This is a genomic window from Mycobacterium sp., assembly GCF_032162605.1.
GTDB lineage: Bacteria > Actinomycetota > Actinomycetes > Mycobacteriales > Mycobacteriaceae > Mycobacterium.
The window spans coordinates 1-22,541 of sequence record NZ_JAVROT010000586.1 but is presented as its reverse complement, the minus strand read 5'-3'; the positions used below and the strand labels follow the sequence as shown (position 1 = coordinate 22,541).

General features: G+C 66.6%; 20 protein-coding genes. 13 read left to right on the top strand and 7 right to left on the bottom strand.

Annotated features, from left to right (window positions below; translation table 11 throughout):
* Positions 1-86: 86 nt before the first annotated feature.
* Both QOI01_RS32870 and QOI01_RS32865 read right to left on the bottom strand, forming a co-directional pair.
* The gene (locus tag QOI01_RS32870) at positions 87-713 is read right to left on the bottom strand and encodes a PaaI family thioesterase (RefSeq protein WP_526387875.1); all 627 of its coding nucleotides are present in this window, start codon (positions 711-713) and stop codon (positions 87-89) included.
* A 66-nt stretch (positions 714-779) separates the two neighbouring features.
* Positions 780-1,646 carry an aldo/keto reductase gene (locus QOI01_RS32865; protein WP_526387873.1) on the bottom strand — a complete coding sequence of 289 codons (867 nt, stop codon included), beginning with the start codon at positions 1,644-1,646 and terminating at the stop codon, positions 780-782.
* A gap of 38 nt (positions 1,647-1,684) precedes the next feature.
* On the opposite strand from QOI01_RS32865, the gene QOI01_RS32860 reads away from it, so the two are divergent.
* The 4 genes from QOI01_RS32860 (at position 1,685) to QOI01_RS32845 (ending at position 5,294) form a co-directional block, all read left to right on the top strand.
* Positions 1,685-2,182: a DUF1990 domain-containing protein gene (locus QOI01_RS32860; RefSeq protein WP_526387871.1), complete on the top strand. Its 498-nt coding sequence runs from the start codon at positions 1,685-1,687 to the stop codon at positions 2,180-2,182.
* A gap of 90 nt (positions 2,183-2,272) precedes the next feature.
* Positions 2,273-2,716, top strand: a complete 444-nt coding sequence (locus QOI01_RS32855; RefSeq protein WP_526387869.1) for a MarR family winged helix-turn-helix transcriptional regulator — start codon at positions 2,273-2,275, stop codon at positions 2,714-2,716.
* Positions 2,717-4,411 (top strand): MFS transporter, encoded by a 1,695-nt coding sequence (locus QOI01_RS32850; protein WP_526387867.1) that lies wholly within the window; start codon positions 2,717-2,719, stop codon positions 4,409-4,411. It begins immediately after the preceding gene.
* Between the two features lie 97 nt (positions 4,412-4,508).
* Positions 4,509-5,294 carry an MBL fold metallo-hydrolase gene (locus tag QOI01_RS32845; protein ID WP_526387865.1) on the top strand — a complete coding sequence of 262 codons (786 nt, stop codon included), beginning with the start codon at positions 4,509-4,511 and terminating at the stop codon, positions 5,292-5,294.
* A 34-nt stretch (positions 5,295-5,328) separates the two neighbouring features.
* Here QOI01_RS32845 and QOI01_RS32840 read toward each other — a convergent pair whose 3' ends face one another.
* Together QOI01_RS32840 and QOI01_RS32835 are read right to left on the bottom strand one after the other, a co-directional pair.
* Positions 5,329-6,543: a CaiB/BaiF CoA transferase family protein gene (locus QOI01_RS32840; protein WP_526387877.1), complete on the bottom strand. Its 1,215-nt coding sequence runs from the start codon at positions 6,541-6,543 to the stop codon at positions 5,329-5,331.
* 116 nt (positions 6,544-6,659) lie between these two features.
* Positions 6,660-7,139: a DUF309 domain-containing protein gene (locus QOI01_RS32835; protein ID WP_526387863.1), complete on the bottom strand. Its 480-nt coding sequence runs from the start codon at positions 7,137-7,139 to the stop codon at positions 6,660-6,662.
* A gap of 67 nt (positions 7,140-7,206) precedes the next feature.
* On the opposite strand from QOI01_RS32835, the gene QOI01_RS32830 reads away from it, so the two are divergent.
* Positions 7,207-7,593 (top strand): DUF2237 family protein, encoded by a 387-nt coding sequence (locus QOI01_RS32830; RefSeq protein ID WP_526387861.1) that lies wholly within the window; start codon positions 7,207-7,209, stop codon positions 7,591-7,593.
* Between the two features lie 28 nt (positions 7,594-7,621).
* Here the strand turns inward: QOI01_RS32830 and QOI01_RS32825 are convergent, their stop codons facing one another.
* Positions 7,622-8,500 (bottom strand): PIG-L deacetylase family protein, encoded by an 879-nt coding sequence (locus QOI01_RS32825; RefSeq protein WP_526387859.1) that lies wholly within the window; start codon positions 8,498-8,500, stop codon positions 7,622-7,624.
* Between the two features lie 319 nt (positions 8,501-8,819).
* On the opposite strand from QOI01_RS32825, the gene QOI01_RS32820 reads away from it, so the two are divergent.
* The 3 genes from QOI01_RS32820 to QOI01_RS32810 all read left to right on the top strand — a co-directional run bounded on the left by QOI01_RS32820 (position 8,820) and on the right by QOI01_RS32810 (position 13,384).
* Positions 8,820-9,989: an LLM class flavin-dependent oxidoreductase gene (locus QOI01_RS32820; protein ID WP_526387857.1), complete on the top strand. Its 1,170-nt coding sequence runs from the start codon at positions 8,820-8,822 to the stop codon at positions 9,987-9,989.
* An 8-nt stretch (positions 9,990-9,997) separates the two neighbouring features.
* Positions 9,998-11,368, top strand: a complete 1,371-nt coding sequence (locus tag QOI01_RS32815) for an NtaA/DmoA family FMN-dependent monooxygenase (protein ID WP_526387855.1) — start codon at positions 9,998-10,000, stop codon at positions 11,366-11,368.
* 75 nt (positions 11,369-11,443) lie between these two features.
* Positions 11,444-13,384: a potassium transporter Kup gene (locus QOI01_RS32810; RefSeq protein ID WP_526387853.1), complete on the top strand. Its 1,941-nt coding sequence runs from the start codon at positions 11,444-11,446 to the stop codon at positions 13,382-13,384.
* 14 nt (positions 13,385-13,398) lie between these two features.
* Here the strand turns inward: QOI01_RS32810 and QOI01_RS32805 are convergent, their stop codons facing one another.
* Positions 13,399-14,703 (bottom strand): NtaA/DmoA family FMN-dependent monooxygenase, encoded by a 1,305-nt coding sequence (locus QOI01_RS32805; protein WP_526387851.1) that lies wholly within the window; start codon positions 14,701-14,703, stop codon positions 13,399-13,401.
* On the bottom strand, positions 14,700-15,668 hold the full coding sequence (locus QOI01_RS32800; RefSeq protein ID WP_526387850.1) for an LLM class oxidoreductase: 969 nt from the start codon (positions 15,666-15,668) through the stop codon (positions 14,700-14,702). Before QOI01_RS32800 ends, QOI01_RS32805 begins: the two co-directional genes overlap by 4 nt.
* A gap of 172 nt (positions 15,669-15,840) precedes the next feature.
* Here QOI01_RS32800 and QOI01_RS32795 point away from each other — a divergent pair, with 172 nt between their 5' ends.
* From QOI01_RS32795 to QOI01_RS32775, 5 genes are read left to right on the top strand one after another with little or no spacing between them, the layout of a single operon-like run.
* Positions 15,841-16,833, top strand: a complete 993-nt coding sequence (locus tag QOI01_RS32795) for an ABC transporter permease (protein WP_526387848.1) — start codon at positions 15,841-15,843, stop codon at positions 16,831-16,833.
* The gene (locus QOI01_RS32790; RefSeq protein ID WP_526387846.1) at positions 16,830-17,678 is read left to right on the top strand and encodes an ABC transporter permease; all 849 of its coding nucleotides are present in this window, start codon (positions 16,830-16,832) and stop codon (positions 17,676-17,678) included. Before QOI01_RS32795 ends, QOI01_RS32790 begins: the two co-directional genes overlap by 4 nt.
* A 1-nt stretch (position 17,679) precedes the next feature.
* Positions 17,680-19,320, top strand: coding sequence for a dipeptide ABC transporter ATP-binding protein (locus QOI01_RS32785; RefSeq protein WP_526387844.1), 1,641 nt, complete (start codon positions 17,680-17,682; stop codon positions 19,318-19,320).
* The gene (locus QOI01_RS32780; RefSeq protein ID WP_526387842.1) at positions 19,317-20,969 is read left to right on the top strand and encodes an ABC transporter substrate-binding protein; all 1,653 of its coding nucleotides are present in this window, start codon (positions 19,317-19,319) and stop codon (positions 20,967-20,969) included. Before QOI01_RS32785 ends, QOI01_RS32780 begins: the two co-directional genes overlap by 4 nt.
* Positions 20,970-20,974: 5 nt before the next feature.
* Entirely contained in the window at positions 20,975-22,189 is a 1,215-nt protein-coding gene (locus tag QOI01_RS32775) for an acyl-CoA dehydrogenase family protein (protein WP_526387840.1), read from the top strand.
* The last annotated feature ends 352 nt before the right edge of the window (positions 22,190-22,541 follow it).

Here is a 22,541-nt window from a genome sequence, read left to right as displayed (position 1 = left end):
GGCACAGCTCCCACTCGCTCCGGTCCTCGCTCGTCCCTCGCTGCGATCCTCACTCGCGATCGCCTTCGGTGCTCATGGCTCAGCTCTCACGGCTGGCCCGGCAACAGCTTCAAGAACAACGCCTCGGCCTCGCACAGCACGTCGTCCCCGTCCAGAAGGCGTCCCGCGACGAAGATCTTGCGCCCCTCGATGCGGTCGATGCCTGCGTCGAGCTGCAATTCTTTGTCCACCAAGGCGATCCTGCGGTAGTTGACGTGCAGAAACGCGGTCCGCTGGCGGGGGCTGTTGCTGAGCTTGAACGCAGCGAAGCCCAGCAGCGAATCGAACAGCAACGCCAGTGCGCCCCCGTGGACGGCGCCGTTGCGGCCGAGATGGAATCTGCGGAAACGGGCGGTGCCGCCGACCCTGCCGTCCTCGGTGATCGTCAGGTTCACGGGTACCTGCATGATGTTGCCCCGGTTTGGCAGGTCCATGCGTCGTCCCGAGGGCGAGTGCCACTCGTCGGCGTCGTGGGGTGCCAGCAGACGGTTGACGTCTTCGATGAGATCAGCAGCGTGCGTGACGACGTCGTCTGGCGCGTCGGCACCGCGTGTCAGATCCTGCAGAGTGCGGACGGCTTCGACGAACCTTCCGTAGTCGGGACCGCCGCGGGCGGTCGGCACCGGCGGGTTGAATCCGCCTCCGGACAGCGGGTCCTTCGCGTCGGTGGCCACCCGCACACCGTATTGCCTGACCCGTCGGCAGCAAGGACCCCCACCCTTGCGTCTCGTCTGCAAGCGTCAACGACCGGTGCTGCTCAACGCCGCGAACTCGTCGTCGGAGAGAGTCACCTCGGCTGCGGAGACGTTCTCGTCGAGGTGAGCGACGCTCGAGGTGCCCGGGATCGGGACCATCACCGGGGAGCGCTTTAGCAGCCAGGCCACGGCGAGCTGAGATGGCTTGATGTGATGCTCGGCCGCGATGCGTTGCAGCGGACCGCTCTCCGCGACGAGCGGTCCGGAGCCGAGCGGGGCCCACGGGATGAAGGCGATGCCTTGGGCCTCGCAGGCCTGCAGCAGCGGCTCGGCGTCGCGCTCGGCCATGTTGTAGCGGTTCTGCACGGACACGATCGTCGCGACCTTCTGGGCCGCCTCCAGTTGCTCGACACTGATCTCGGACAGGCCGATATGACGGATCTTGCCTTCCTTCTGCAGCGTGGCGAGCTCACCGATCTGGTCCTCCGCGGGGAACTTGGAGTCGATGCGGTGCAGCTGGAACAGGTCGATGCGGTCGGTGCCGAGTCGTCGCAGGCTCATCTCGACCTCTTGACGCAGATAGGCCGGGAAGCCCAGCGGCGTCCACGCGTCCGGCCCCGTCCGCAGCAATCCGGCCTTGGTGGCGACGACAAGACCATCCCGGTAGGGATGCAGCGCCTCACGGATCAATTCCTCGGCCACGTACGGCCCATAGGAGTTCGCGGTATCGAAGAAGTCGATGCCGAGCTCGACGGCCCGGCGCAGAACGCGGATCGCTTCGTCGTGGTCGTCGGGTGGGCCCCAGATGCCCTTCCCGGTGAGGCGCATGGTCCCGAATCCGAGGCGGTGGACGGTCAGGTCACCGCCGAGGGTGAAGGTTCCGGATGCTTGAGCGACGGATTGGGTGGTCACATTTGAAGACGGTACGCCGAGACTGGCATGGTGAACCAGTGAGACTGAGCGACCTCGCCGACCTGTCCTTCACCTACCCGGAGGTCGGCGCGACGGCGGGTCCGCCGCCACAGGGCTACCACCATCTGCACGCGTCGGCCGTGATCGGGCACGGGCGAACGCGTTTCGAGGAAGCGACCGCCGAGGTGATGCGGTGGGGAATGCTGCGTGGCGCAGGACTTCACGTCGACGCGACGACGGACGTGGCGGCTGTCGGCTCGGAGGTGATCGTCGGGCTGGGGCCGCTGCGGGCGCCGTGCCGGGTGGTCTACGTCGTCACCGAACCCAATCGACGTGGCTTCGCTTACGGCACGTTGCCCGGTCACGCCGAGACCGGCGAAGAGTTGTTCGCCGTCCGGTACGACCCGATCGGCGAGGCCGTACACGCCGAGGTCAGCGCGTTCTCACGACATGGGACGTGGTGGAGTCGGCTGGCGGGTCCGATCACCTCGCTGGCGCAGCGGCTGATCAGCAAGCGGTATCTGCGGGCGCTCTAGACATCAGTCTTCCTCGCCGACCCTCTGAGTTCGATTGCCTCGTGGGTAATCGCGACGTGACCATCAGTTCAAACTGATAAGTTGAGACTGATGACTGCACGTCGACCGGAATCCGACCGCGACCGCGCCGCCCGTGCGCTGTTCGTGAGCATGGGGTTGTTGCGACGTCGGCTGCGCGCATCGGCGTCGCCCGGCGAGGTGACCTTCCCCGAAGTCGCCGCGCTCGCGCGACTGGAGCGCGGCGGACCTGCGACTTCGGCTGAGTTGGCCCGCCTCGAACAGATCAGCCCGCAGTCGATGGGCGCCACGCTCGCCGGACTCGAAGAGCGCGGGCTGGTCACCCGTAGTGCCGATCCTGCGGACGGTCGCCGGGTGGTCATGTCTGTGACGGACTTCGGACGGCAGATGGTCGGCAGGCGGCGCGACGCTCGCGTCGAGCAGATCGCCGCGGCCCTCGACGGGTTCACGAAGACCGAGTTGCGACAGATCCTCACCGCCGCACCACTGATCCAGCGACTGGCGGACGGTCTGTAGATGAGCCAGGCCCCGACAAGGACCGCGTCCAAGGCCGCTCCGACAGCGGCCGACCGCTACAAGTGGGTCGTCCTGACCAACACCACTGCCGCCGTATTCATGTCGGCACTCGACGGTTCGATCGTCATCATTTCGCTGCCCGCGATCTTCCGCGGCATCGACCTGGACCCGCTCGCACCGTCGAACATCGGCTACCTGCTGTGGATGATCATGGGCTACCGGCTGGTGCAGTCCGTGCTGGTCGTCTCACTCGGACGCCTCGGCGACATGTTCGGCCGGGTCCGCATCTACAACTCCGGCTTCAGCGTCTTCACATTCGCTTCGATCATGCTGTCGTTCGATCCGTTTACCGGTGGGCAGGCCGCCATGTGGCTGATCGGCTGGCGGGTTCTGCAGGCCACGGGCGGTTCGATGCTCACGGCCAACTCCGCAGCCATCCTCACCGACGCCTTCCCTGCGGAACGCCGCGGCTTCGCCCTGGGCTTCAACCAGGTCGCCGCGCTCGCGGGTCAGTTCATCGGCTTGGTTGCAGGCGGACTGCTCGCCGCCTGGGACTGGCGCGCGGTGTTCTGGGTCAACGTGCCCGTCGGGATCTTCGGAACGATCTGGGCGTACCGCAAGCTGCGCGAACCTGCAGGCGGGGGGCGTCCCGGCCGGATCGACTGGTGGGGCAACGCCACCTTCGCGGGCGGCCTCAGCGCGATTCTGGTCGCGATCACCATGGGCTTGCAGCCCCAAGGTGGCCACCCCACCGGGTGGCAGAACCCCGTCTTGCACCTGGTGCTGGTCGCCGGGATCGTGCTCCTGGTCGCCTTCGTGATCATCGAGTCGCGGGTGGCCGATCCGATGGTGCAGCTGGGGCTGTTCAAGATCAGGGCGTTCGCGGCAGGCAACGCCGCCACGCTCGCTTCGTCGCTAGCCCAGGGCGGGATGCAGTTCATGCTCATCATCTGGCTGCAGGGCATCTGGCTGCCCCTGCACGGATACGACTATGCCGACACCCCACTGTGGGCCGGCGTCTTCCTGCTACCGCTGACGGTAGGTTTCCTGGTGTCGGGCCCGGTTTCGGGCACGTTGTCGGACCGCTTCGGAACGCGCGGCATCGCGACGGCGGGGATGGTGCTGTTCGGTGCGACGTTCATCGGGCTGCTCGCATTGCCACTCGACTTCCCGTACTGGGCGTTCGCACTGCTCATCCTCGCCAACGGGATCGGCAGCGGCATGTTCGCCGCGCCGAACACCTCGGCGATCATGAGCAGCGTCCCGGCCGAACAGCGCGGTGTCGCGTCGGGCATGCGCGCCACGTTCCAGAACGCCGGCACCGCCCTGTCGATCGGCGTGTTCTTCTCGCTCATGGTGGCGGGCCTGTCGTCGCGGTTGCCGGAGACGATGTCCAGTGGGCTTATCCAGCAGGGCATCCCGCCTGCCGTCGCTCACGACGTCGGCGCCCTGCCTCCGGTGGCGACCCTGTTCTCCGCGGTGCTAGGGGTCAACCCGCTGGAGCACCTCCTCGCTCCGTCAGGCGCATTGGCCGCTCTGCCCGCGGCCAACCAGCAGACGATCACCGGCCGCGAATTCTTCCCCCACCTGATTGCCGGCCCCTTCCAACACGGGTTGGCCATCGTGTTCATCGCCTCGGCGCTCTTGGCCGCGTTGGCCGCGCTCGCGTCGCTGATGCGGGGACCGCGGCGCTGACCTTGCGCGCGATGGGGTTGCGGTCGATGCTCGACGAGGTGTCGACGCGGCGCGCGGCGCGACGGGTCGAAGTGCAGTTGACCGGAAAGGTCGAGCCATGAAGGTGCACCACCTCAACTGCGGGTCGATGGACTCACCGGGCGCGCCGGTGATCTGTCACGTGCTGCTGGTCGAGACCGATGGCGGTCTGGTGCTCGTCGACTCGGGCTTCGGCCTTCGGGACTGTTCCGATCCGAGCCGGATCGGACACTCCCGCCATCTGCTGCGCCCGCGATTCGACGTCGACGAGACCGCGGCGCGCCAGGTGGAGCGCCTCGGCTTTCGCCGCGAAGAAGTCCGTCACATCATCACGACTCACTTCGACCAGGACCACATCGGCGGCATTTCCGACTTCCCCGAGGCCCAGATTCACCTCACCGCCGCTGAGGCGTTCGGCGCGTTGAAGGTGCCGACCCGCGGAGAGAGGTTCAGGTTCCGGCCCGCGCAGTGGGCACACCGTCCGAAGATCGTCGAGCACGATCCGAACGGCGAGAAGTGGCGCGGGTTCGCCGCCGCCAAGGAGCTCCAGGCCATCTCCCCAGGCATCGTCCTCGTCTCGTTGCCCGGCCATACTCGCGGGCACGCGTGCGTCGCCGTCGACGCGGGCCACCGCTGGGTGCTGCACTGCGGTGACGCCTTCTACTACGCAGGCACGGTCGACGGCCGCTCACCGATTCCGCTGCGCATCAAGATCTCCGAGATGCTGGTGGCCTTCGACCGAAAGGTGGTGCGCGACAACCATGCCCGTCTCGCCGAGCTCTACGACCGGCAGGATCCGGATCTGTTGATCATCTCGGCGCATGACCCGAAACTGCTCTCCCACGCGGTGGCGACGAACGCGTAGCGCCCATCGCCAAACGGTGTGAAGAAGTCCTGAATCAGGCGATCGCGCCGGAGTCCTTGAGCTTCTCGATCCGGTCCCAGTCGATTCCGAGCTCCATCAGAACAACCTCGGTGTGCTCGGAGGCCTGCGGAGCGCGCGTCGTCTCCAGCGGTTCGTGATTGAACTGGACGGGACCGCGGACCACCTTGAACGGTGCGCCACCGTCGGTGGCCTCGACCTCGACGATCATGTCGTTGGCGATGGCCTGTTCGTCTCCTGCGAGGTCGATGAGACTCTGGAACGGCGCCCACTGCCCCTTCATCGTCTTCAGGTGCTCACGCCAGTAGTCAAAGGGCTTGCTCCGGATCGACGCTGCGATCAGCTCGGCCGCTGCGGCGGCGTTGCTGATGAGCGGCATCACGTCGGAGAAGCGCGGGTCGTTCGCGGCTTCGGGCAGGCCGAGGTGTTCGAACGCGTCGCGTATGTAGCCGGTCGGGCTGACGATGCACAGGTTGATGGTTCCGCCGTCTGAGGTGAGGTAGTTGCCGAGAAACGGGTTCACCGTCGGGCCAACGGTATTCGGCATCGGCGAGCGCATGGTCTCACCGGTCTCCATGCCCTGGGTCACGCTGGCGCCTGCCGCCCACCACGCGGTGCTCAGCAGCGAGACGTCGATCTCCGCCGCTTCCCCGGTGCGCTCCCGATGAAACATGGCGGCTGAAATCCCGCCTGCGATGTTCATGCCGCCGATGGAGTCGCCGAACGCCGGAATCCCCTGCGACAGTGCGCCGCCGACCTCCTCCGGGGTGAGCGCGTGGCCGACGCCGCTGCGCGTCCAGAACGCGGTGCCGTCGAAGCCGCCGGCCAGTCGCTCGGCCCCCTTGTCGCCGTAGGCGCTACCGCGGGCGTAGATGATGTTCGGGGTGGCCGCACGGATGTGTTCGACGTCGAACTTGTTCTTCTGGCGCTGTGCGGGCAGGTAATTGGTCAGGAAGACGTCGGCGGTCTTGGCGATCTCGTAGAGGACTTCCTGGCCGTCGGGGGTGGACACGTCGATACCGACGCTGCGCTTGCCGCGGTTGGGATGTTCGATGAGTGGGTGGCGGTTCGGGTCGAGTTGAAAGCCGCCCATGTTGATGAAGCCGCGCTGAGTGTCCCCGCGAACGGGATGCTCCACCTTGATGACGTCGGCGCCCCAGTCCGCGAGGATCGCCCCCGCCGCGGGCACGAACGTGAACTGGGCTACCTCGAGGACGCGGACGCCCTGCATCACCTTCATCAACTTCGCTTTCCTCACCCGTCGTCCTGAAACTCTTACCGTATCGGCCATGGTAGTGGGCACTCCATGGCACTCCATGGCGCGCCGGGGGCGCGGGTCGCGTTGCCCTACGTGGGCAAGGTCAGCGCCGGGCGCAGCCGCTCCGCCCTGATATCGCTGCGAGCCGCCAGGTCTTGCCCGAGCGTTGCCACGTAGTCGATCAGCCCTGCGACGTCCACTGCGTACGGGGCGGGGCGGTCGACGGAGGCAAGGCCACCCGATGCCCGGCGGAGCACGGTGATCGCGCCGTCGAAGTTGCCACGCTGGACGTGGGTGATGCCGACCGCGAGCTGAGCCAGGCCCTGCCACAGCGGTTTCTCGTCGGTGGGACTGCTCTTCCAGGCAGCCTCCAGCACTTCGTGCGCGTGGAACGCCAGGCCTTGATCGATCAGACTTTGGGCGTAGGCGAGGAATTCCACTGGCGACAGGTCGATCTCGTCCGGGATGCGTGGGACGCCTTGACTGCCGTAGGGCAACGGTCGTCCTAGCGCATCGCGGGGGCGCGTGCTTCGAGGACGGCCCGATTCGTCGCGGTCACGCCCGGCCATGTGCCCATCATCGCCGAGTGCGGTCAGTGGTAGTGCCGCGGCCGCCAGAAGCCTAGATACTGATGCGATGCCTGATCGCAACGTACTGGGCGGCCCATTGGATCCGTGTGGCACCGACCCGCTCACCGGGTTCCATCGTGACGGGTGCTGCTCGACGGGGCCCGAAGACATCGGTCTGCACACCATCTGCGCCGTCGTCACCAGCGAGTTCCTGGAGCATCAACGCTCGATCGGAAACGATCTGTCGACACCGATGCCGCAATACCGTTTCCCAGGTCTGGTGCCAGGGGACCGCTGGTGCGTCACGGCCGTGAACTGGCTGCGGGCCCAGCAGGACGGCCACGCCGCCCCGGTCGTGCTAGCCGCCACCCACGAGCGCACCCTCGACGTGGTTCCGCTGGAGGTGCTACGCGAGCACGCCGTGGACGTGCCGGACGACTTGAGGAACCTCTGACCACGTCAGCTACCCGATGCTCCGGTGATCACCCACTCCGATGAGCGGCACTCCCCGGTCCGAAGAAGTCGGTCTCGACGACAGCCGGAGCGAAAACCGGATGGACGCGTACGTATTCCTCGACGCGGACGACGGATTCGGTGAGTCCACCGTCCGCTGCGAACATCCGCAGGAGCATGGCAGCGTCGGCTTGACTGGCGTGCGCCGCCAGAGCTCGCAGCTTCTGCTCCCAGAACGCAGAGACGTCGATGGTCGTGGTGATCGCGGCGTCGTCGGTGCCCATCTCCTCGGGCGGCACCCACGCGTCGTCACCCAATGCGACACGGACGGCGGACCGAGCCGCGCGCAGCCGGCTGGCCGACATCGCGATGTAGTAGAGGCGCGGAAGCCGCGAGTCGGGCTCACCGTTCGCGACGACGTTGGCGTGCGCCGCGACGACGACGTCGTGGGTGCGGACGTGGTCGGGGTGCCCTGACAACCCGTTGGGCGGGTAGGTGATCAGCACGTCGGGTTGGTGCAGCCGCAGGAGCCGGACCATTTGCGTCACCGTCGGCATCACTGGACCTCGACTGAAGGACTCCACGCCCTCTCCTGCGCCCTCTGCTGCCCCTGGCGCGCCAGAGTCCGGATAACCGAGCTTCACGACGACTTGCACGCCCAGCGCCACCGCGGCCGCGTCGAGTTCACCCGAGCGATGCGCAGCGACTCGTCGTGGGTCGTGGCCGCGCTGCCCGGGTTTGGCACCGTCGGCGGCATCCCCCTGCGAACCGTCGGTGCAGGTGACGAGGATGGTTCGGCATCCCGCGGCGGCATAGCGAGCCAAGGTGCCTCCCGTCTGGCTTGATTCATCGTCGGGGTGGGCATGCACGATCATCAGCACGGGCGGCTGCGATCCGGAGTCACTCATGACGACCGCCGAGCTGCCGCGCTGGTCGAACGTGATTCATCGTGTGCAGTCCATGCTGTCGATTATCCGCGCCGGACTGTTCGGTCGTGCACCGTCGTCAAGTCCCCGTGGCGGGTATTGGCATCACCGTGCGCTGATCTCTTCGAACGCGGCCCGCAGCGACCGACACTGCTGGTAGGACGAGCGGCGACGTGCCGGTACGACGCCCGTGCGCGATCATCGAACACGCTGGCCGGTGATTCTCTCCTCGACCCGGTAGGAATGGCTTGGACGCAGTGTGGCGTTGTCCTTGTGGCCGCGAAGGAAAGTGAGAACGTCCGTGTCGAGTGTCTCGAGCCCACTTCATCTCGCCGTCGCGTTGGACGGGACGGGGTGGCATCCCGCGTCGTGGCGTGAGCCCGCCGCCCTTCCGATCGACCTGTCCACGCCTCGGTACTGGACCGAGTTGGTCACCGAAGCCGAGCGAGGTCTGCTCGACTTCGTCACCATCGAAGACGGCCTGGCACTGCAGTCCGAGGACCCACTGCACACCGACGATCGGACCGACCGGGTCCGAGGGCGCCTCGATGCCACGTTGATCGCCTCGAGGGTCGCGCCGCGCACCCACCACATCGGTCTGGTGCCGACGGTGATCGCCACCCATACCGAGCCCTTCCATGCCTCGAAGGCCATCGCCACCCTCGACTACGTCAGTTCTGGTCGCGCGGGGATGCGGGTTCAGGTGACGGCAAGCCCGGACGCGGCGGGGCACTTCGGTCGGCGGAGCGCCGCTGACTTGGCCGCCGATGGCCTTCTCGACGAAGCCGCCGACTACGTCGAGGTCGTCCGGCGGTTGTGGGACAGCTGGGAGGACGACGCCGAGATACGCGACGTGGCCGGCGGCCGATTCGTCGATCGCACCAAGCTGCACTACATCGACTTCGAAGGCGCCCGCTTCTCCGTCAAGGGTCCGTCAATCACACCGAGGCCGCCGCAGGGACAGCCGATCGTGGCCGCTCTCGGTCACGGCGAGGCCGCCCATCGGCTCATCGCGGCGAGCGCCGACGTTGGCTTCGTGACACCTCACAGCGCAGCCGAAACGGCGGGCATCGTCGACGCCATCGCGGCGCGTCGGACCAGCGGGTCACCGGTCCGGGTGTTCGCGGACCTGGTGGTCTTCATCGACCACACTGCGGACGCGGCAGCGTCGCGCCTGCGGCGGCTCGACGACGTGGCCGGAGGCGAATTCACGAGCGACGCGGAGGTTTTCACGGGAACGCCGCAACAGCTGGCAGACCTGCTGCAGCTGTGGCATGCCGCAGGCGTCGCGGGATTCCGGCTGCGCCCCGCCACCTTGCCTCACGATCTGGTGCAGATCACAGACGGGTTGGTACCCGAACTGCAACGACGCGGAGTCTTTCGCACCACCTACAGCGGCCATACCATGCGCGACACACTCGGTCTCGCGCGCCCCGCCAACCGCTACTCGACCGCCGGAACGACAACCTAGGACCGCGCATGACCAAGCCAGTCAAGCAGATTCACCTCGCCGCACACTTCCCCGGTGTGAACAACACCACCGTGTGGAGCGATCCCGCGTCGGGAAGCCACATCGACTTCAGTTCGTTCGTCCACTTCGCGCAGACCGCCGAGCGCGGCAAGTTCGACTTCATGTTCCTCGCCGAGGGGTTGCGCCTGCGCGAACAGGGCGGCGAAATCTACGATCTCGACGTGGTCGGCCGGCCGGACACCTTCACCGTCCTGGCGGCGCTGGCGGCCGTGACGGACCGGCTCGGACTGACCGGCACGATCAACTCGACGTTCAACGAACCCTACGAGGTGGCAAGACAATTCGCCTCGCTGGACCACCTCTCCGAGGGCCGCGCCGCCTGGAACGTCGTCACGTCCTGGGATGCCTTCACCGGACAGAACTTCCGCCGCGGCGGATACCTCGCCGAGGACCAGCGCTACGAACGCGCCGAGAGCTTCCTCGAAGCCACGCACACGCTGTTCGACTCCTGGCACGGCGATGAAATCGTCGCCGACAAGGAGGCCGGGGTCTTCCTGTCCGACCCGAAGGCGGGCTCCTTCGCCTACTCGAACGCACACTTCGACATCAGCGGTCGATTCAACGTCCCGCGAAGCCCGCAGGGCCGACCCGTGATCTTTCAGGCGGGCGACTCCGACCATGGCCGCGAGTTCGCCGCCGCCGCTGCCGACGCGATTTTCTCCAGGCACGGCACCTTGGAGGACGGCCAGGCGTTCTACGCCGATGTGAAGGGCCGCCTCGACAGGTACGGACGCCAGCACGACCAGCTGCTGATCCTTCCGGCCGCGACGTTCGTGCTCGGCGACACCGATACCGAGGCGGCGGAGATCGCGCACGACGTCCGACTCGCGCAGGTCTCACCGCAGACGGCGATCAAGTTCCTCGAGCAGCTCTGGAATCGGGATCTCTCCGATCACGATCCCGACGGTCCCCTGCCAGCCGAGGATCCGGTGGTCGGCGAGAACACCGTCGCGCGCGGCCGGGCCAGCGTGCGGATGTACCGCGACCCCGTGGCGACTGCCAATGAGTGGCGGGTCAGGGCCGACGCCGAGAAGTTGTCGTCCCGCGAGCTCATCGTCGAGGTCACGGGGCGCCAGAACTTCGTCGGGTCCGCGGACACGGTCGCCGAGAGGATCAACCACCTCGTCCAGGCCGATGCCAGCGACGGATTCATTCTGGTCCCGCATGTCACGCCGGGCGGCCTCGACCCCTTCGTCGACCGGGTGGTGCCGCTGCTGCAGGAGCGCGGTGTTTTCAGGAGCGACTACCAGGGAACCACACTGCGCGATCATCTCGGTCTGGCGCAGCCGGCCCTGGCCGCGGCACCGACGGGGGCCTGAAGCCAGCGGCTAACCGGAATTGCGAGGGTCGCGGACTACGATCGAGGTTTGCCGGATCCGCCAAAGGACGCTGCCGTGTCAACCACCGCTGCACCCGCGACTTCGCCTCGCAGAGCCGGCGACGCGCCGCCATTTCGCGCAGCACTGGTGCTCGGCGCGCTCGGCGTCGTCTTCGGCGACATCGGGACCAGCCCGATCTACACCCTGCAGACACTGTTCGATCCCACCGATCCACACCCGGTGCCGATCAACACCGACAACGTGTACGGCGTTGTGTCGCTGATCTTCTGGTCGGTGATGATCATCGTCACGCTGACCTACATCACGCTGGTGATGAGGGCCGACAACGACGGTGAGGGCGGCATCATGGCGCTGATCACCATGTTGAGGCACGGGGCAGCGACGCGGGGCCGCCGCACGGCGATGACGTTGGCCGCCCTTGGCCTCTTCGGGGCGTCCCTGTTCTTCGGCGACAGCATGATCACCCCCGCCATCTCGGTGTTGTCCGCCGTCGAGGGTATCAAGGTCGTCACACCCGACCTGGAACACTGGGTCGTGCCGATCACCGCGGTGATCATCGTGGCGCTGTTCATGGTGCAGCGCAACGGCACGGCCAAGGTGGGACGATTCTTCGGGCCGGTGATGGTCCTGTGGTTCGTCTCGATCGGCGCCTGCGGAGTCATGGGCATCGTCGGCCACCCGGAAATCCTCAAGGCCCTGTCGCCGACGTATGCACTGTCATTCATGTTCGGGCACTTCCACATTGCCTTCTTCGCACTGGCCGCGGTCGTCCTCGCCGTCACCGGGGCGGAGGCGCTCTACGCCGACATGGGCCACTTCGGCCGACGACCGATCGCCCTGGCGTGGCTGTTCGTCGTACTGCCCGCGTGCGTGCTCAACTACTTCGGGCAGGGGGCGCTGATTCTCGGCGACGAGAGCTCGGTCAGTGCGCCGTTCTTCCTCCTGATCCCCCAGTGGGCGCGGCTGCCCATGGTGCTGCTCGCCACCGCGGCCACCATCATCGCCTCACAGGCGGTGATCACGGGGGCGTTCTCGGTGGCGTCACAGGCCGCCAAGCTCGGTCTGCTGCCCCGGCTGCGGATCGTGCACACCTCGGCGTCGGCCTACGGTCAGGTGTACGTCCCGGCGATCAACTGGCTGTTGATGGTCTCGGTGCTGATCCTGGTGTTCGCCTTCGGGAGCTCGGCCAAACTCGCCTACGCCTACGGCATGGCCGTGATCGGGACGATCACGATCGTGACGCTGCTGTTCTTCTACCTCGCCCGCACCCGCTGGGGCACTCCGCTGTGGTTGGTGGTCATCGGCGGGGGCTCCCTGTTGCTCGTCGACCTGCTCTTCCTGGCGGCCAATCTCACCAAGCTGATCCACGGGGCGTGGCTGCCCTTGCTGATCGCCATCACGGCGTGGACGGTGATGACGACGTGGGAGCGTGGCCGTGGCATCGTCACCCGCGCGCGCGAGGAGGTCGAGGGACCCCTTCGCGAATTCATCGACGGACTCTCCACGTGCGACCCGCCGTTGGCGCGTGTCCCCGGCACGGCGGTGTTCCTGAACCGCGGGAACGAAACTGCCCCGCTCGCAATGCGAGCGAACGTGGAGCACAACCACTCCCGCCACCAGCACGTGGTGATCATGTCGATCGAGACGGTGCCGGTACCCCGCGTACCGGACGACGAACGGATGGAAGTCGACGCGCTCGGCTATGCCGAGGACGGAATCGTCCACGTCACCGCGAGATTCGGCTACATGGAGGCGTCGAACGTGCCCGATGCCCTGCGCCTGCTCGATCCGGACGCGACGGAAGGGCGAATCGACGTCGACGAGGCGTCGTACTTCCTGTCGAAACTGGAACTGGTGGCCGGTCCGGAGCCGACCATGGCGCCGTGGCGCAAGCACCTGTTCATCGCCACCTCGTATCTCACCGCCGACGCGGCCGACTTCTTCCACCTGAGGTACGACCGGACGGTGATCGTGGGATCGCGAATCGAGTTCTAGGTGCAAGCGGCCTGCTAGGTTCTCGCCAGCAGCGCTCTTCCGACGGGAGACGGCCTCCCCGTGAATCGCTCGCGGAGAGTCGATTCCGAGTAGGCGGTGCGGAACAAACCGCGCGAGCGCAGGATGGGAACCACCTCGTCGACGAAGATCTCCAGACCGTCGGGAAACACGTCGGGCATCAGATTGAAGCCGTCGGCTGCGCCTGCGAGGAACCAGCGCTCGATCGTGTCCGCCACGTCCTCCGGCGAACCGACGATCACCCGGTGGCCCGCGCCGCTGAACTCGCGGACGGCCTGCCGAAGAGTCAGGCTCCCATTCTCGATCAGACGTACCACCGACTCCCGAAACCCCAGCGAGGCAGGGAACTTCGACGGGTCGGTGACCTCTCCGAGCAGACGCGCGGGCACCGGCTCGTCGAGCGGAAGTCCGGACAAGTCCTCGCCGAGCACCTGGGACAGGCGTTCCAGGTCGTGGTTGTGCGGCAGCAGCGCGTTCTGCTCGGCGTACCGTCGCTCGGCCTCGGCACGGCTACTTCCGATTGTCGTGATGAGCCCGGGCAGGATCTTCACGTCGCCTCGGCGCCGACCGTGCGCCAGAGCGGCGTCCTTGACGTAGCGGTAGTGCTCGATGCCCGCACCGAGATCCAGTTCGGCGCTGAACACGGCATCCGCCACGCGTCCTGCCAGGTCTCGTCCCTGCGGCGAGCCGCCCGCCTGCACCAGCAGTGGATGGCCCTGCGGTGACGGACCCTGTGGCAGCGACCCGACCACCGTGAAGAACTCGCCTTGGTGGTCGATGCCGCGGCCGCTGACGTTGGCCGCGTCTCGCCAGAGCGCCAGCACCACGTCGACGAACTCCGCGGCTCGCCGGTAGCGCGTCGGCCGGTCCGGATACTCGGCCAGGCCGAAGTTCAAGCCTGCCGGAAGCGAATACGTGGTGACCACGTTCCACGCCAGTCTGCCGCCGGAGAGTTCGTCGAGACCGAGCAGTCGATGGGCCAACTCGACCGGGTCGTTGAAGGTCGACGAAAGCGTGCCGATGAGCCCGAGGTGTTCGGTCTCGGCGGCCACCGATGCCAGGATCACGCTCGGCTCCAACGCCTGCGAGGGACGCAGTGTCGGATGGTCGCGCAATGCGGGGCCGTCGGCGAGGAACAGCGCGTCCAGGGTCCCACGCTCGGCGACCTTGGCCATGCGGACGTAATAGTCGGGGTTCGCGAACGACGTGGGCGGTTCACTGCTACGTCGCCAAGAGCCGGTGTGGATGCCCAGATTGAGGACGTTGACGTTGAGGATCAACTGGCGGTCGGCTCGGGTCATAGTCTCCCTCCCGGGTTCGGAGCGGTGTCGAAGGCCACCGCGTGGGCGGACAGGTCGGGTTCCGCGCGGACCGGTAATCGCAGCCGATCCCGGAGGGTGCCCTCGCCAGGACCATCGATCACCCCTCGCTGCCGCGCCGCGGGCAGTGCCCGGTCGAGGACCGAGTCCACGTCATCCGCAGCCAGCCTGAGCGAGACCCCGACCACTCCGGCTGTGCGGGCAAGTCGGTCGAGGGCGGAATCGATCGCCGCCAAAGAGCGTAGTCGCACCACCGCCGGCGCAGTTCCGGGAATCGGTTCGCCGTCCTCCACGATCACCAGATCCGCTTCCGCGGTGGCGGTTTCGTGTCCGGGTGCTGCCTGCTGCCACACCGGCAGGTCACCTTGCGACGAGCCGGGAACGTTCAACGGTCCGCTGATGGCATAGCCGCGGCGGACGTCGGCCCGCCGGATCCGAGTCACGTCGGCGAAGACACCGGTCTCCAGGTCGCCCACTATCGACTCGAGCGGCCAGGTGCGCCACAACGTACGCACCGCCGCGATCGCATCGGCAGTGTGAGTGGCATCGAGTACGGCTCCCGTCCATGTGTCGGTCGCTGCGTTGAGGGCGAGGCCGTGGTCGCAGTCGAGTGCCAACCAGCCCACCCGCCCGTGCGCGGCGTGGTCCACCGAAACCAACCGACGCGCCAGGTTGTACGGATGGTCGCGGTGACCGGCGCCGGCGACGACGATACCGAGGTGGGTGCTGTGCCGCGCGGCTATGGTCGCGAAGAGTGACGGGTCGAGGCAGTTCGTCGAACGACCGACGGCCTCACCCCGTTCGGCTCCGATCACCCAGTACGCCACGCCCGCCGATTCGAGCCGACGGGCCAACCCCGCGATGCCCCGAGCGGGCCGATTCGCGGCATCACCGCCACCGAGCCCGTCGCCGACGACCTCCACCCCGACCGAAAGTGAGACAGCCATTCCCAGCACGCTAGCCCGCCCGGTCCGTGCTGCAACGGGTTGCGATCAGGCCAACTCGAAGTGCTCAATTACCCCCCCGTGCCAACAGTTAAGTAAAGCTGAACTGTCGAAGTTAAATTCCTAGAGGTAGGAATCATTGCCGACCCGGGTGACCATGAATACCTTTCGGCAGGTGTTGAGTTTCGCGCTGCGGCGGGTTGGCCAGTCGATCATCGTGATCGCACTGGCGTATACGGCAGTGTTCTTCATCCTCAACGTGCTGCCGGGCAATCCGATCGAGACGCAGATCTCGAACCCGGAGAACCCGATCTCCCACGACGACGCGCAAGCCCTCCGCGACTACTACCGGCTGAGCGACCCCGTCATCGTGCAGTTCGGCGTTTCCGTTCAGCGCTTGTTCGCCGGAGACCTTGGCTATTCACTCAACAGTGGGCAGTCCGTGTCACGGCTGCTCGCACAGGACCTGCCTTCGACACTTTCGTTGGCCGCGGTTGCCTTCGCGATCGCGGCGGTGATCGGATTCGTCATCGCACTGAGCGCGGTGTTCGCGCCGTGGCCTTCGGTTCGGGAACTGACGCGGTCACTGCCGCCTGCGTTCCTGTCCATCCCCGTCTTCGTGACGGGACTCGTCGCCCTGCAATTCTTCTCGTTCAGTCTCGGCTGGGTGTCGGCCGTCCGGGACGAGGGTCTCTCGTCCACGGTCCTGGCGGCACTGCCGCTGGCACTGCCAGTCGCAGCACCCATCGCGCAGATCCTAATTCAGGGCCTGAGTAATGCGGCCGGTCAGCCATACGTCGAAGTGTTGCGCGCCAAGGGTCTTGGCAATGAGCGGGTCATCTTCGGGCACCTCGTGAAGAACGGGTCGATTCCCACCGTCACCATGGTGGCGATCACGGTGGGCGAGCTGCTGGCCGGGTCGGTCATCACCGAAACCATCTTCAACCGCACCGGAATCGGACATCTCACCGAGACCGCCGTCCGCAACCAGGACACCCCGATCATTCAAGCGGTGGTCATCACCGTGTCGGTGACCTTCGTGGTCATCAATCTGGTGGTCGACGTGCTCTACCCGCTCATCGACCCCCGCATCGACCGGACCGGCGGTTCGTCGGCACCCTCGGGCCGCATTCGTGCCACACCCGACGTCGACCCGGTGCCCGCATGACCGTCGCCGATGCCCGCCCCACGGTCGCCCTTGGCCGCCTCACCCGCCCGCTACGGGTGAACGCGGGGGACCTGTTCGCAGTGTCGTTCCTGTTGCTCGTCGCGGCGATGATCATCGCACCCTCGGCGATCGCACCCTACGACCCGCTGCAGGAGAATCCGGATCTGCCCCTTGCGGGACCCAGCCTGGCTCATCCGTTCGGTACGGACTACATCGGCCGCGACCTGCTGAGCCGTGTCATCGCAGGCACCGGGGTCACCATCGCCGGCTCCTTCATCGCGGTGGTCATCGGTCTGGTCGTTGGGACGATACTCGGTTTGCTGGCTGCCTACTTCGGCCGCGCCACCGACAGCATCATCAGCCGGATCGTCGACGTCATGTTGTCGATTCCGACTCTCCTGCTGTCGATCACCATCATCGTGGCGCTCGGCTTCGGCACGGTGAACGCGGCGATCGCCGTGGGGGTCTCCTCGATCGCGGTGTTCGCCAGACTCGCCCGCTCCGAGGTGCTGGCCACCCGGAATCTGCCGTTCGTGGAGGCCAGTGAACACCTCGGGGCCAGCCATCTGACGTTGTTGTTCCGACACGTGCTGCCGAACTCGTACTCGGCCGTGCTTTCCTTGGCGGCGCTGCAGTTCGGCACCGCGATCCTCGCCATCGCCTCCCTGAGCTTCCTCGGCTACGGTGCGCAGCCGCCGGAACCCGAGTGGGGGCTGCTGATTTCGGAAGCCCGCAACTACATCAACTCGGCTCCCGGGCTGGTGGTCTTCCCGTCGCTGGCGATCGTGCTGACCGTAATGAGCCTGTCACGGCTCGCCCACCTCGTTCGAAAGAAGGTCGGTTGACATGAATGCTCCTGCGCTGCTGACGGTTTCCGGCCTGACGGTCGAGTACACGCCGAAATCGCACCGTGGCTCGATCACCGACCGCGGTCCGGTGGTGCACGACGTCTCATTCGACGTTGAGGCAGGCAAGGTCGTCGCCATCGTCGGGCAGTCCGGCTCGGGCAAGTCTACGATCGCGCGCGCGATCCTCGGTCTGCTGCCGGACAACGGGCACGTGACGTCGGGTCAGGTCAGCATCGACGGAACTCCGGTCACCGGCCTGTCGCAGCGGGACTGGCAACGCCTGCGCGGCGACACCATCGGTTTCGTGCCCCAGGACCCACTCGGGTCCCTCGACCCCCTGAAGAAGGTCGGTGACCAGATCGCGGAGGTTCTCCTCGTGCATCGAATCGCAAGCAGACGCGATGCGCACCGGCGGGCAGTCGCGCTGCTCGACCGGGTCGGCATCCACGAGCCCCGGCGCAGGGCCGCCAACTACCCGCATCAGCTCTCCGGAGGACAGCTGCAGCGAGTGCTGATCGCCATCGCCATCGCAGGCGATCCCAGGCTTCTGATCGCCGATGAACCCACCTCCGCGCTGGACGTCACCGTGCAGCAACGCATTCTCGAACTCCTCGACGAGCTGCGCAGCGAGCGCCGACTCGGCGTCGTCTTCATCACCCACGACCTCGCCCTCGCCGAGCACCACAGTGACGACGTCGTGGTCCTGCGCGACGGGCAGGTTCGTGAAACTGGACCGACCGCCACCGTATTGATCCACCCCGAGGACGAGTACACCCGTCAACTCATCGCCGACGCGCCCGCGCTGTCACCCGAGAAGTATGAACGGCCGCAGGAGTTTCAGCGCCCGTCGTCCACGAAGACCTCACCACCGATCCTGCGGGTGAGCGCGCTGGGGAAGCGATTCGGCAACCACCGGGCACTCGACGACGTCTCGTTCGACGTTCATCCTGGAACGATCCACGCTCTGGTCGGTGAGTCCGGGTCGGGCAAGACCACCGTGGCGAGGGTGCTCGCCGGTCTCACCGACTTCGACTCCGGTGAAGTCCGGGTCGACGGAGAAGTTCGTGGACCGCACTCTCCGCTCAGCGCCACCCGGCAACGCGCGCAGGCGCGCAAGCTGCAGATGGTCCACCAGAATCCGCTGGCCGCACTGGACCCTCGGTTCACGATCGGCGATGCCGTTGCAGAACCCTTGCGAATCAACCGCATCGGCTCGCGCGCAGAACGTAGGAACGACGTGGTGCAGGCACTGGCCCGCGTGGGACTGCCCGCCACCTTGGCCGACCGCAAGCCGCGGGAGATCTCCGGCGGGCAGCGGCAGCGCGTCGTGCTCGCGCGTGCGCTGGTGCTCCAGCCGGCCATCCTGGTGCTCGACGAGCCGACCTCGGCGCTGGACGTCACGGTGCAGGCGCAGGTGGTGGATCTGCTCATCACCCTTCAACGGGAACTCGGGCTGACCTACCTGTTCGTTTCGCACGACCTCAGCCTCGTCCGCCAGATCGCCGACGAGGTCAGCGTGCTCGAGAAGGGGCGTCTGGTCGAGACCGGATCCGTCGCCGCGGTCTTCGGAACACCAACGGCGGCCTACACGCAACGCCTGCTCGATGCCGTTCCCGGCGCGCCGGCGCGGGCCGCATGAGGATCGCCCGGGCGCTTGCGAGCGCACTGGTCCCTGCGCTGCTGGTCACGTGGGGTCTGGCCGGGTGCGGCAGCGATCGTCCCGCGGTATCGTCGACAGGTGCGACCCGCGGTGGCGACCTGACATACCTCGACGCCGAGGCCCCCGCCTCGCTGCAGATCCAGGTCAGCTACTGGCAGAACAGCCTGCTGAAGGATCAGCTGCTCGACCGCCTCGTCTACCAGGATCCAAGGACCTTCGAGTACGTACCGTGGATCGCCGAGAAGTGGACGGTCGACGATGCGAAGCTGGTGTACGAGTTCACCATCCGCGACGGAGTGACGTACAGCAACGGCCAGCGGCTGGACGCCGAATCGGTCCGGCGCAATCTCGAGTGGGAAGCCAACGGCGACAAGCCGAAGGGCATCACCCGCAACTCCTACTTCCCGAAGGTCAAGTCGATCACGGCGGACGAGGCGCGTCGCACGGTGCGGGTGACACTGACCGAGCCGTATGCGGCGTTCATTCCGGTGTTGTCGTTGAACACGTCCGGACTGGTCGCCGACGCCACGATCGGCGCCAGCAAGGAGCAGCAGTCGGTCGTCACCAACCTGATCGGATCCGGACCGTTCTACGCGCAGTCGGAGGTGCCGGACAAGAAGATCGTGCTCGCCAAACGCCATGGATACGGCTGGGCGCCCGCCACCGCCCCACACCAGGGCGAGGCCTATCTCGACACCGTCACCGTGATCCCCGTGACCGAGGACAGCGTCCGGGTCGGGGCCCTGCGCGCCGGACAGGCCGACGCGATCCGGTACGCACAGCCCCCTGACGAGCGACTGTTGGAGCGCGAGGGCTTCGACGTCCGGGGTTTGCGGACGCCGGGGATGGCCAATACCCTCGACATCCGCCAGAGCGCCCCGTTCATGCGAGACATCAACGTTCGCAAGGCAATCGGCTTCGGCATCGACCGCAACGAGATCCTGCACACCCTCTACACCGACAATTGGAAGCCCGCCCAGAACATCGTCACCAGGAACTTCCCGGGCTATACCGACCGCAGCGACGCCGTCCGGTTCGACGCGGACGAGGCGATCCGCCGACTCGAGGCGTCGGGGTGGACGCACGTCGACGACGACGGCTACCGCGTCAAGGACGGGCAGGAGCTGTCCGCGAAGATTTACGTTGACGTCTACGACCACACTGCCAAGCCGATGTACGAACTCATTCAGCGGCAACTGCGCCGCATCGGCATCAAGCTGGTGATCCGCCAGACCGACTTCGCGAACTATCCAACGGCCAGCATCGAGGACTCGGTGGGGTTGCGGCGCAACGGTTGGCCGACGGCGGACCCAGTGCGGTTGTGGCAGAACTACGACAGCAAGGGTGGCGACCTGTACGCACTCAAGGGTTCCGATCCGGCGATCGACCGGATGCTGCGCGCCCAGATCAGCGCCACGGGTACCGCTCGACGGCTGACGCTGTTGAAGCAGTACAACGACTACGTCATCGACAACGCGTATTCGATACCGCTGCTCGAAGACACGCAGATCTTCGCCGTCGCGCCCCAGGTTCAAGGCTTCGAGAACGCAGCCAACTCGGTGCCGTGGTTCTACAACGCCTGGATCGACGACACGAGAGCAGGGCCCGGAGGGTCCGGAAGGGATTGACGGAGTTGACCACTGAACTGGCACTACATCAACCGTGGGCGCACGACGGGAAGGATCTCGACGAGGTACTCGCCGCCATCGCGGCGGACTACCAGCGGCGGCTGCGTGACGGCGGCCACGAGCCGCCCGCTGACGGCCTTCGACTCGTCCGCGAACACGGATTGGGTGCCGTGCGACTCGCCCGCGAACACGGTGGCGCGAACTACACCGTGCCGGAGTTCTTCGGCTTCGTCATCTCACTGGCCGAGGCCGATCCCGATCTGGCGCATATCCTGCGCGTGCACTATTCGGTAGTGGAGGAACTGCAGCGTGTCCCCCGCCGCCCTGGCCGCGAGCGCTGGGTCTCGCTGGTGGGCGGAGGCAAGCTGATCGGAGGCACCAGCTCGGAGCTGAGCAGCGCCAGGGTCGGCGGTCAGAGCTATGACACGAAACTGGTCAACCACGCAGACGGGCTGCGACTGAGCGGCCGGAAGTTCTACAGCACCGGCGCCCAGTTCTCCGACTATCTGCGGGTCAGCGCGGAGGACGAGAACGGTTCGCCGGTAGGAGTATTCATTCCCTCCGATCGCCACGGGGTCGTTCACGTCGACGATTGGGACGGCGTCGGCCAGCGTCATACCGGCAGCGGAACGACCCTCTTCGAGGATGTCGAGGTGGCGCCCGACGAGGTCATCCGGCTCGGCACCAGCGTGGGCGTCGATCGTGCTCGCGGTGCACTGGTTCAGCTGTACCTGCACGCCATCGCCGCAGGGATCCTTCGCAACCTGACGAGCGAGGCCGCAGCGCTGGTGCGAAACCGGCACCGTACGTACACGTTCGCAACCACCGACACTCCTTCCACCGACCCGCAACTGCTGGAGATCGTCGGTGAGATCGACGCGGTCGCCTACGCGGCGGAGTCACTGGTCCTCGGCGCGGCAGCCGAACTCGCATCGGCTCTCGACGCGGCGCGTGTCACCGGAATCGACTCTGCTCTCGAGGCCAGGGCGTCGATCGCCGCGGCACGGGTCAAGGTCGCGCTTGAAGAGCCGGCGCTGCGCGCGGCGTCACGGATCTTCGACGCCGGTGGCGCATCGTCGGTTCGGGCGGCGACGCACCTTGACCGGCATTGGCGAAATTTGCGAACGCTGTTCTCGCACAACCCGACCGTCTACAAGGCGCGGGTACTCGGCGACATCGCCGTGAACGGGGCGGCGCTGCCCGATTCGGGGTTCTTCTAGGTGTCCTGAGTCGGTGATCCGACTGGGTAGCTGCCGATGGTGTCAGACGTCGTTTCTTCGCCTTCCAAATAGCATGTGGCACTGACGCTTTCGGCACGCGGTGACAGGGTTGTCCACAGTCCGTGATTCATCCACAGCCTGTGGTTTGGCGGGTGGGATGTGTCGGATGCCCTTATTAGATTCGAATGCATGTTCGATGAGTTGGTGGCTGGCACCGGGGGTAGTTGCGGGGCCGCTGCGGTGGATGCGTGGTCGCGGGTGGAGTCCGCGGCGTGTGCCCGCCGGTTGGCGGCGATGGTCACCATGCTCGACACTGCCCACGCCGCGTCCGGCTCGGCGGATCGTGAGCAGT

What these genes read in the sequence shown, in the direction of transcription:
- QOI01_RS32855 (WP_526387869.1), top strand. Translation starts at nt 2,273, where the DNA reads ATGACTGCACGTCGACCGGAATCCGACCGCGACCGCGCCGCCCGTGCG.
- QOI01_RS32850 (WP_526387867.1), top strand. Translation starts at nt 2,717, where the DNA reads ATGAGCCAGGCCCCGACAAGGACCGCGTCCAAGGCCGCTCCGACAGCG.
- QOI01_RS32845 (WP_526387865.1), top strand. Translation starts at nt 4,509, where the DNA reads ATGAAGGTGCACCACCTCAACTGCGGGTCGATGGACTCACCGGGCGCG.
- QOI01_RS32840 (WP_526387877.1), bottom strand. Translation starts at nt 6,543, where the DNA reads ATGCAGGGCGTCCGCGTCCTCGAGGTAGCCCAGTTCACGTTCGTGCCC.
- QOI01_RS32835 (WP_526387863.1), bottom strand. Translation starts at nt 7,139, where the DNA reads ATGGCCGGGCGTGACCGCGACGAATCGGGCCGTCCTCGAAGCACGCGC.
- QOI01_RS32830 (WP_526387861.1), top strand. Translation starts at nt 7,207, where the DNA reads ATGCCTGATCGCAACGTACTGGGCGGCCCATTGGATCCGTGTGGCACC.
- QOI01_RS32825 (WP_526387859.1), bottom strand. Translation starts at nt 8,500, where the DNA reads ATGAGTGACTCCGGATCGCAGCCGCCCGTGCTGATGATCGTGCATGCC.
- QOI01_RS32815 (WP_526387855.1), top strand. Translation starts at nt 9,998, where the DNA reads ATGACCAAGCCAGTCAAGCAGATTCACCTCGCCGCACACTTCCCCGGT.
- QOI01_RS32805 (WP_526387851.1), bottom strand. Translation starts at nt 14,703, where the DNA reads ATGACCCGAGCCGACCGCCAGTTGATCCTCAACGTCAACGTCCTCAAT.
- QOI01_RS32800 (WP_526387850.1), bottom strand. Translation starts at nt 15,668, where the DNA reads ATGGCTGTCTCACTTTCGGTCGGGGTGGAGGTCGTCGGCGACGGGCTC.
- QOI01_RS32790 (WP_526387846.1), top strand. Translation starts at nt 16,830, where the DNA reads ATGACCGTCGCCGATGCCCGCCCCACGGTCGCCCTTGGCCGCCTCACC.
- QOI01_RS32785 (WP_526387844.1), top strand. Translation starts at nt 17,680, where the DNA reads ATGAATGCTCCTGCGCTGCTGACGGTTTCCGGCCTGACGGTCGAGTAC.
- QOI01_RS32780 (WP_526387842.1), top strand. Translation starts at nt 19,317, where the DNA reads ATGAGGATCGCCCGGGCGCTTGCGAGCGCACTGGTCCCTGCGCTGCTG.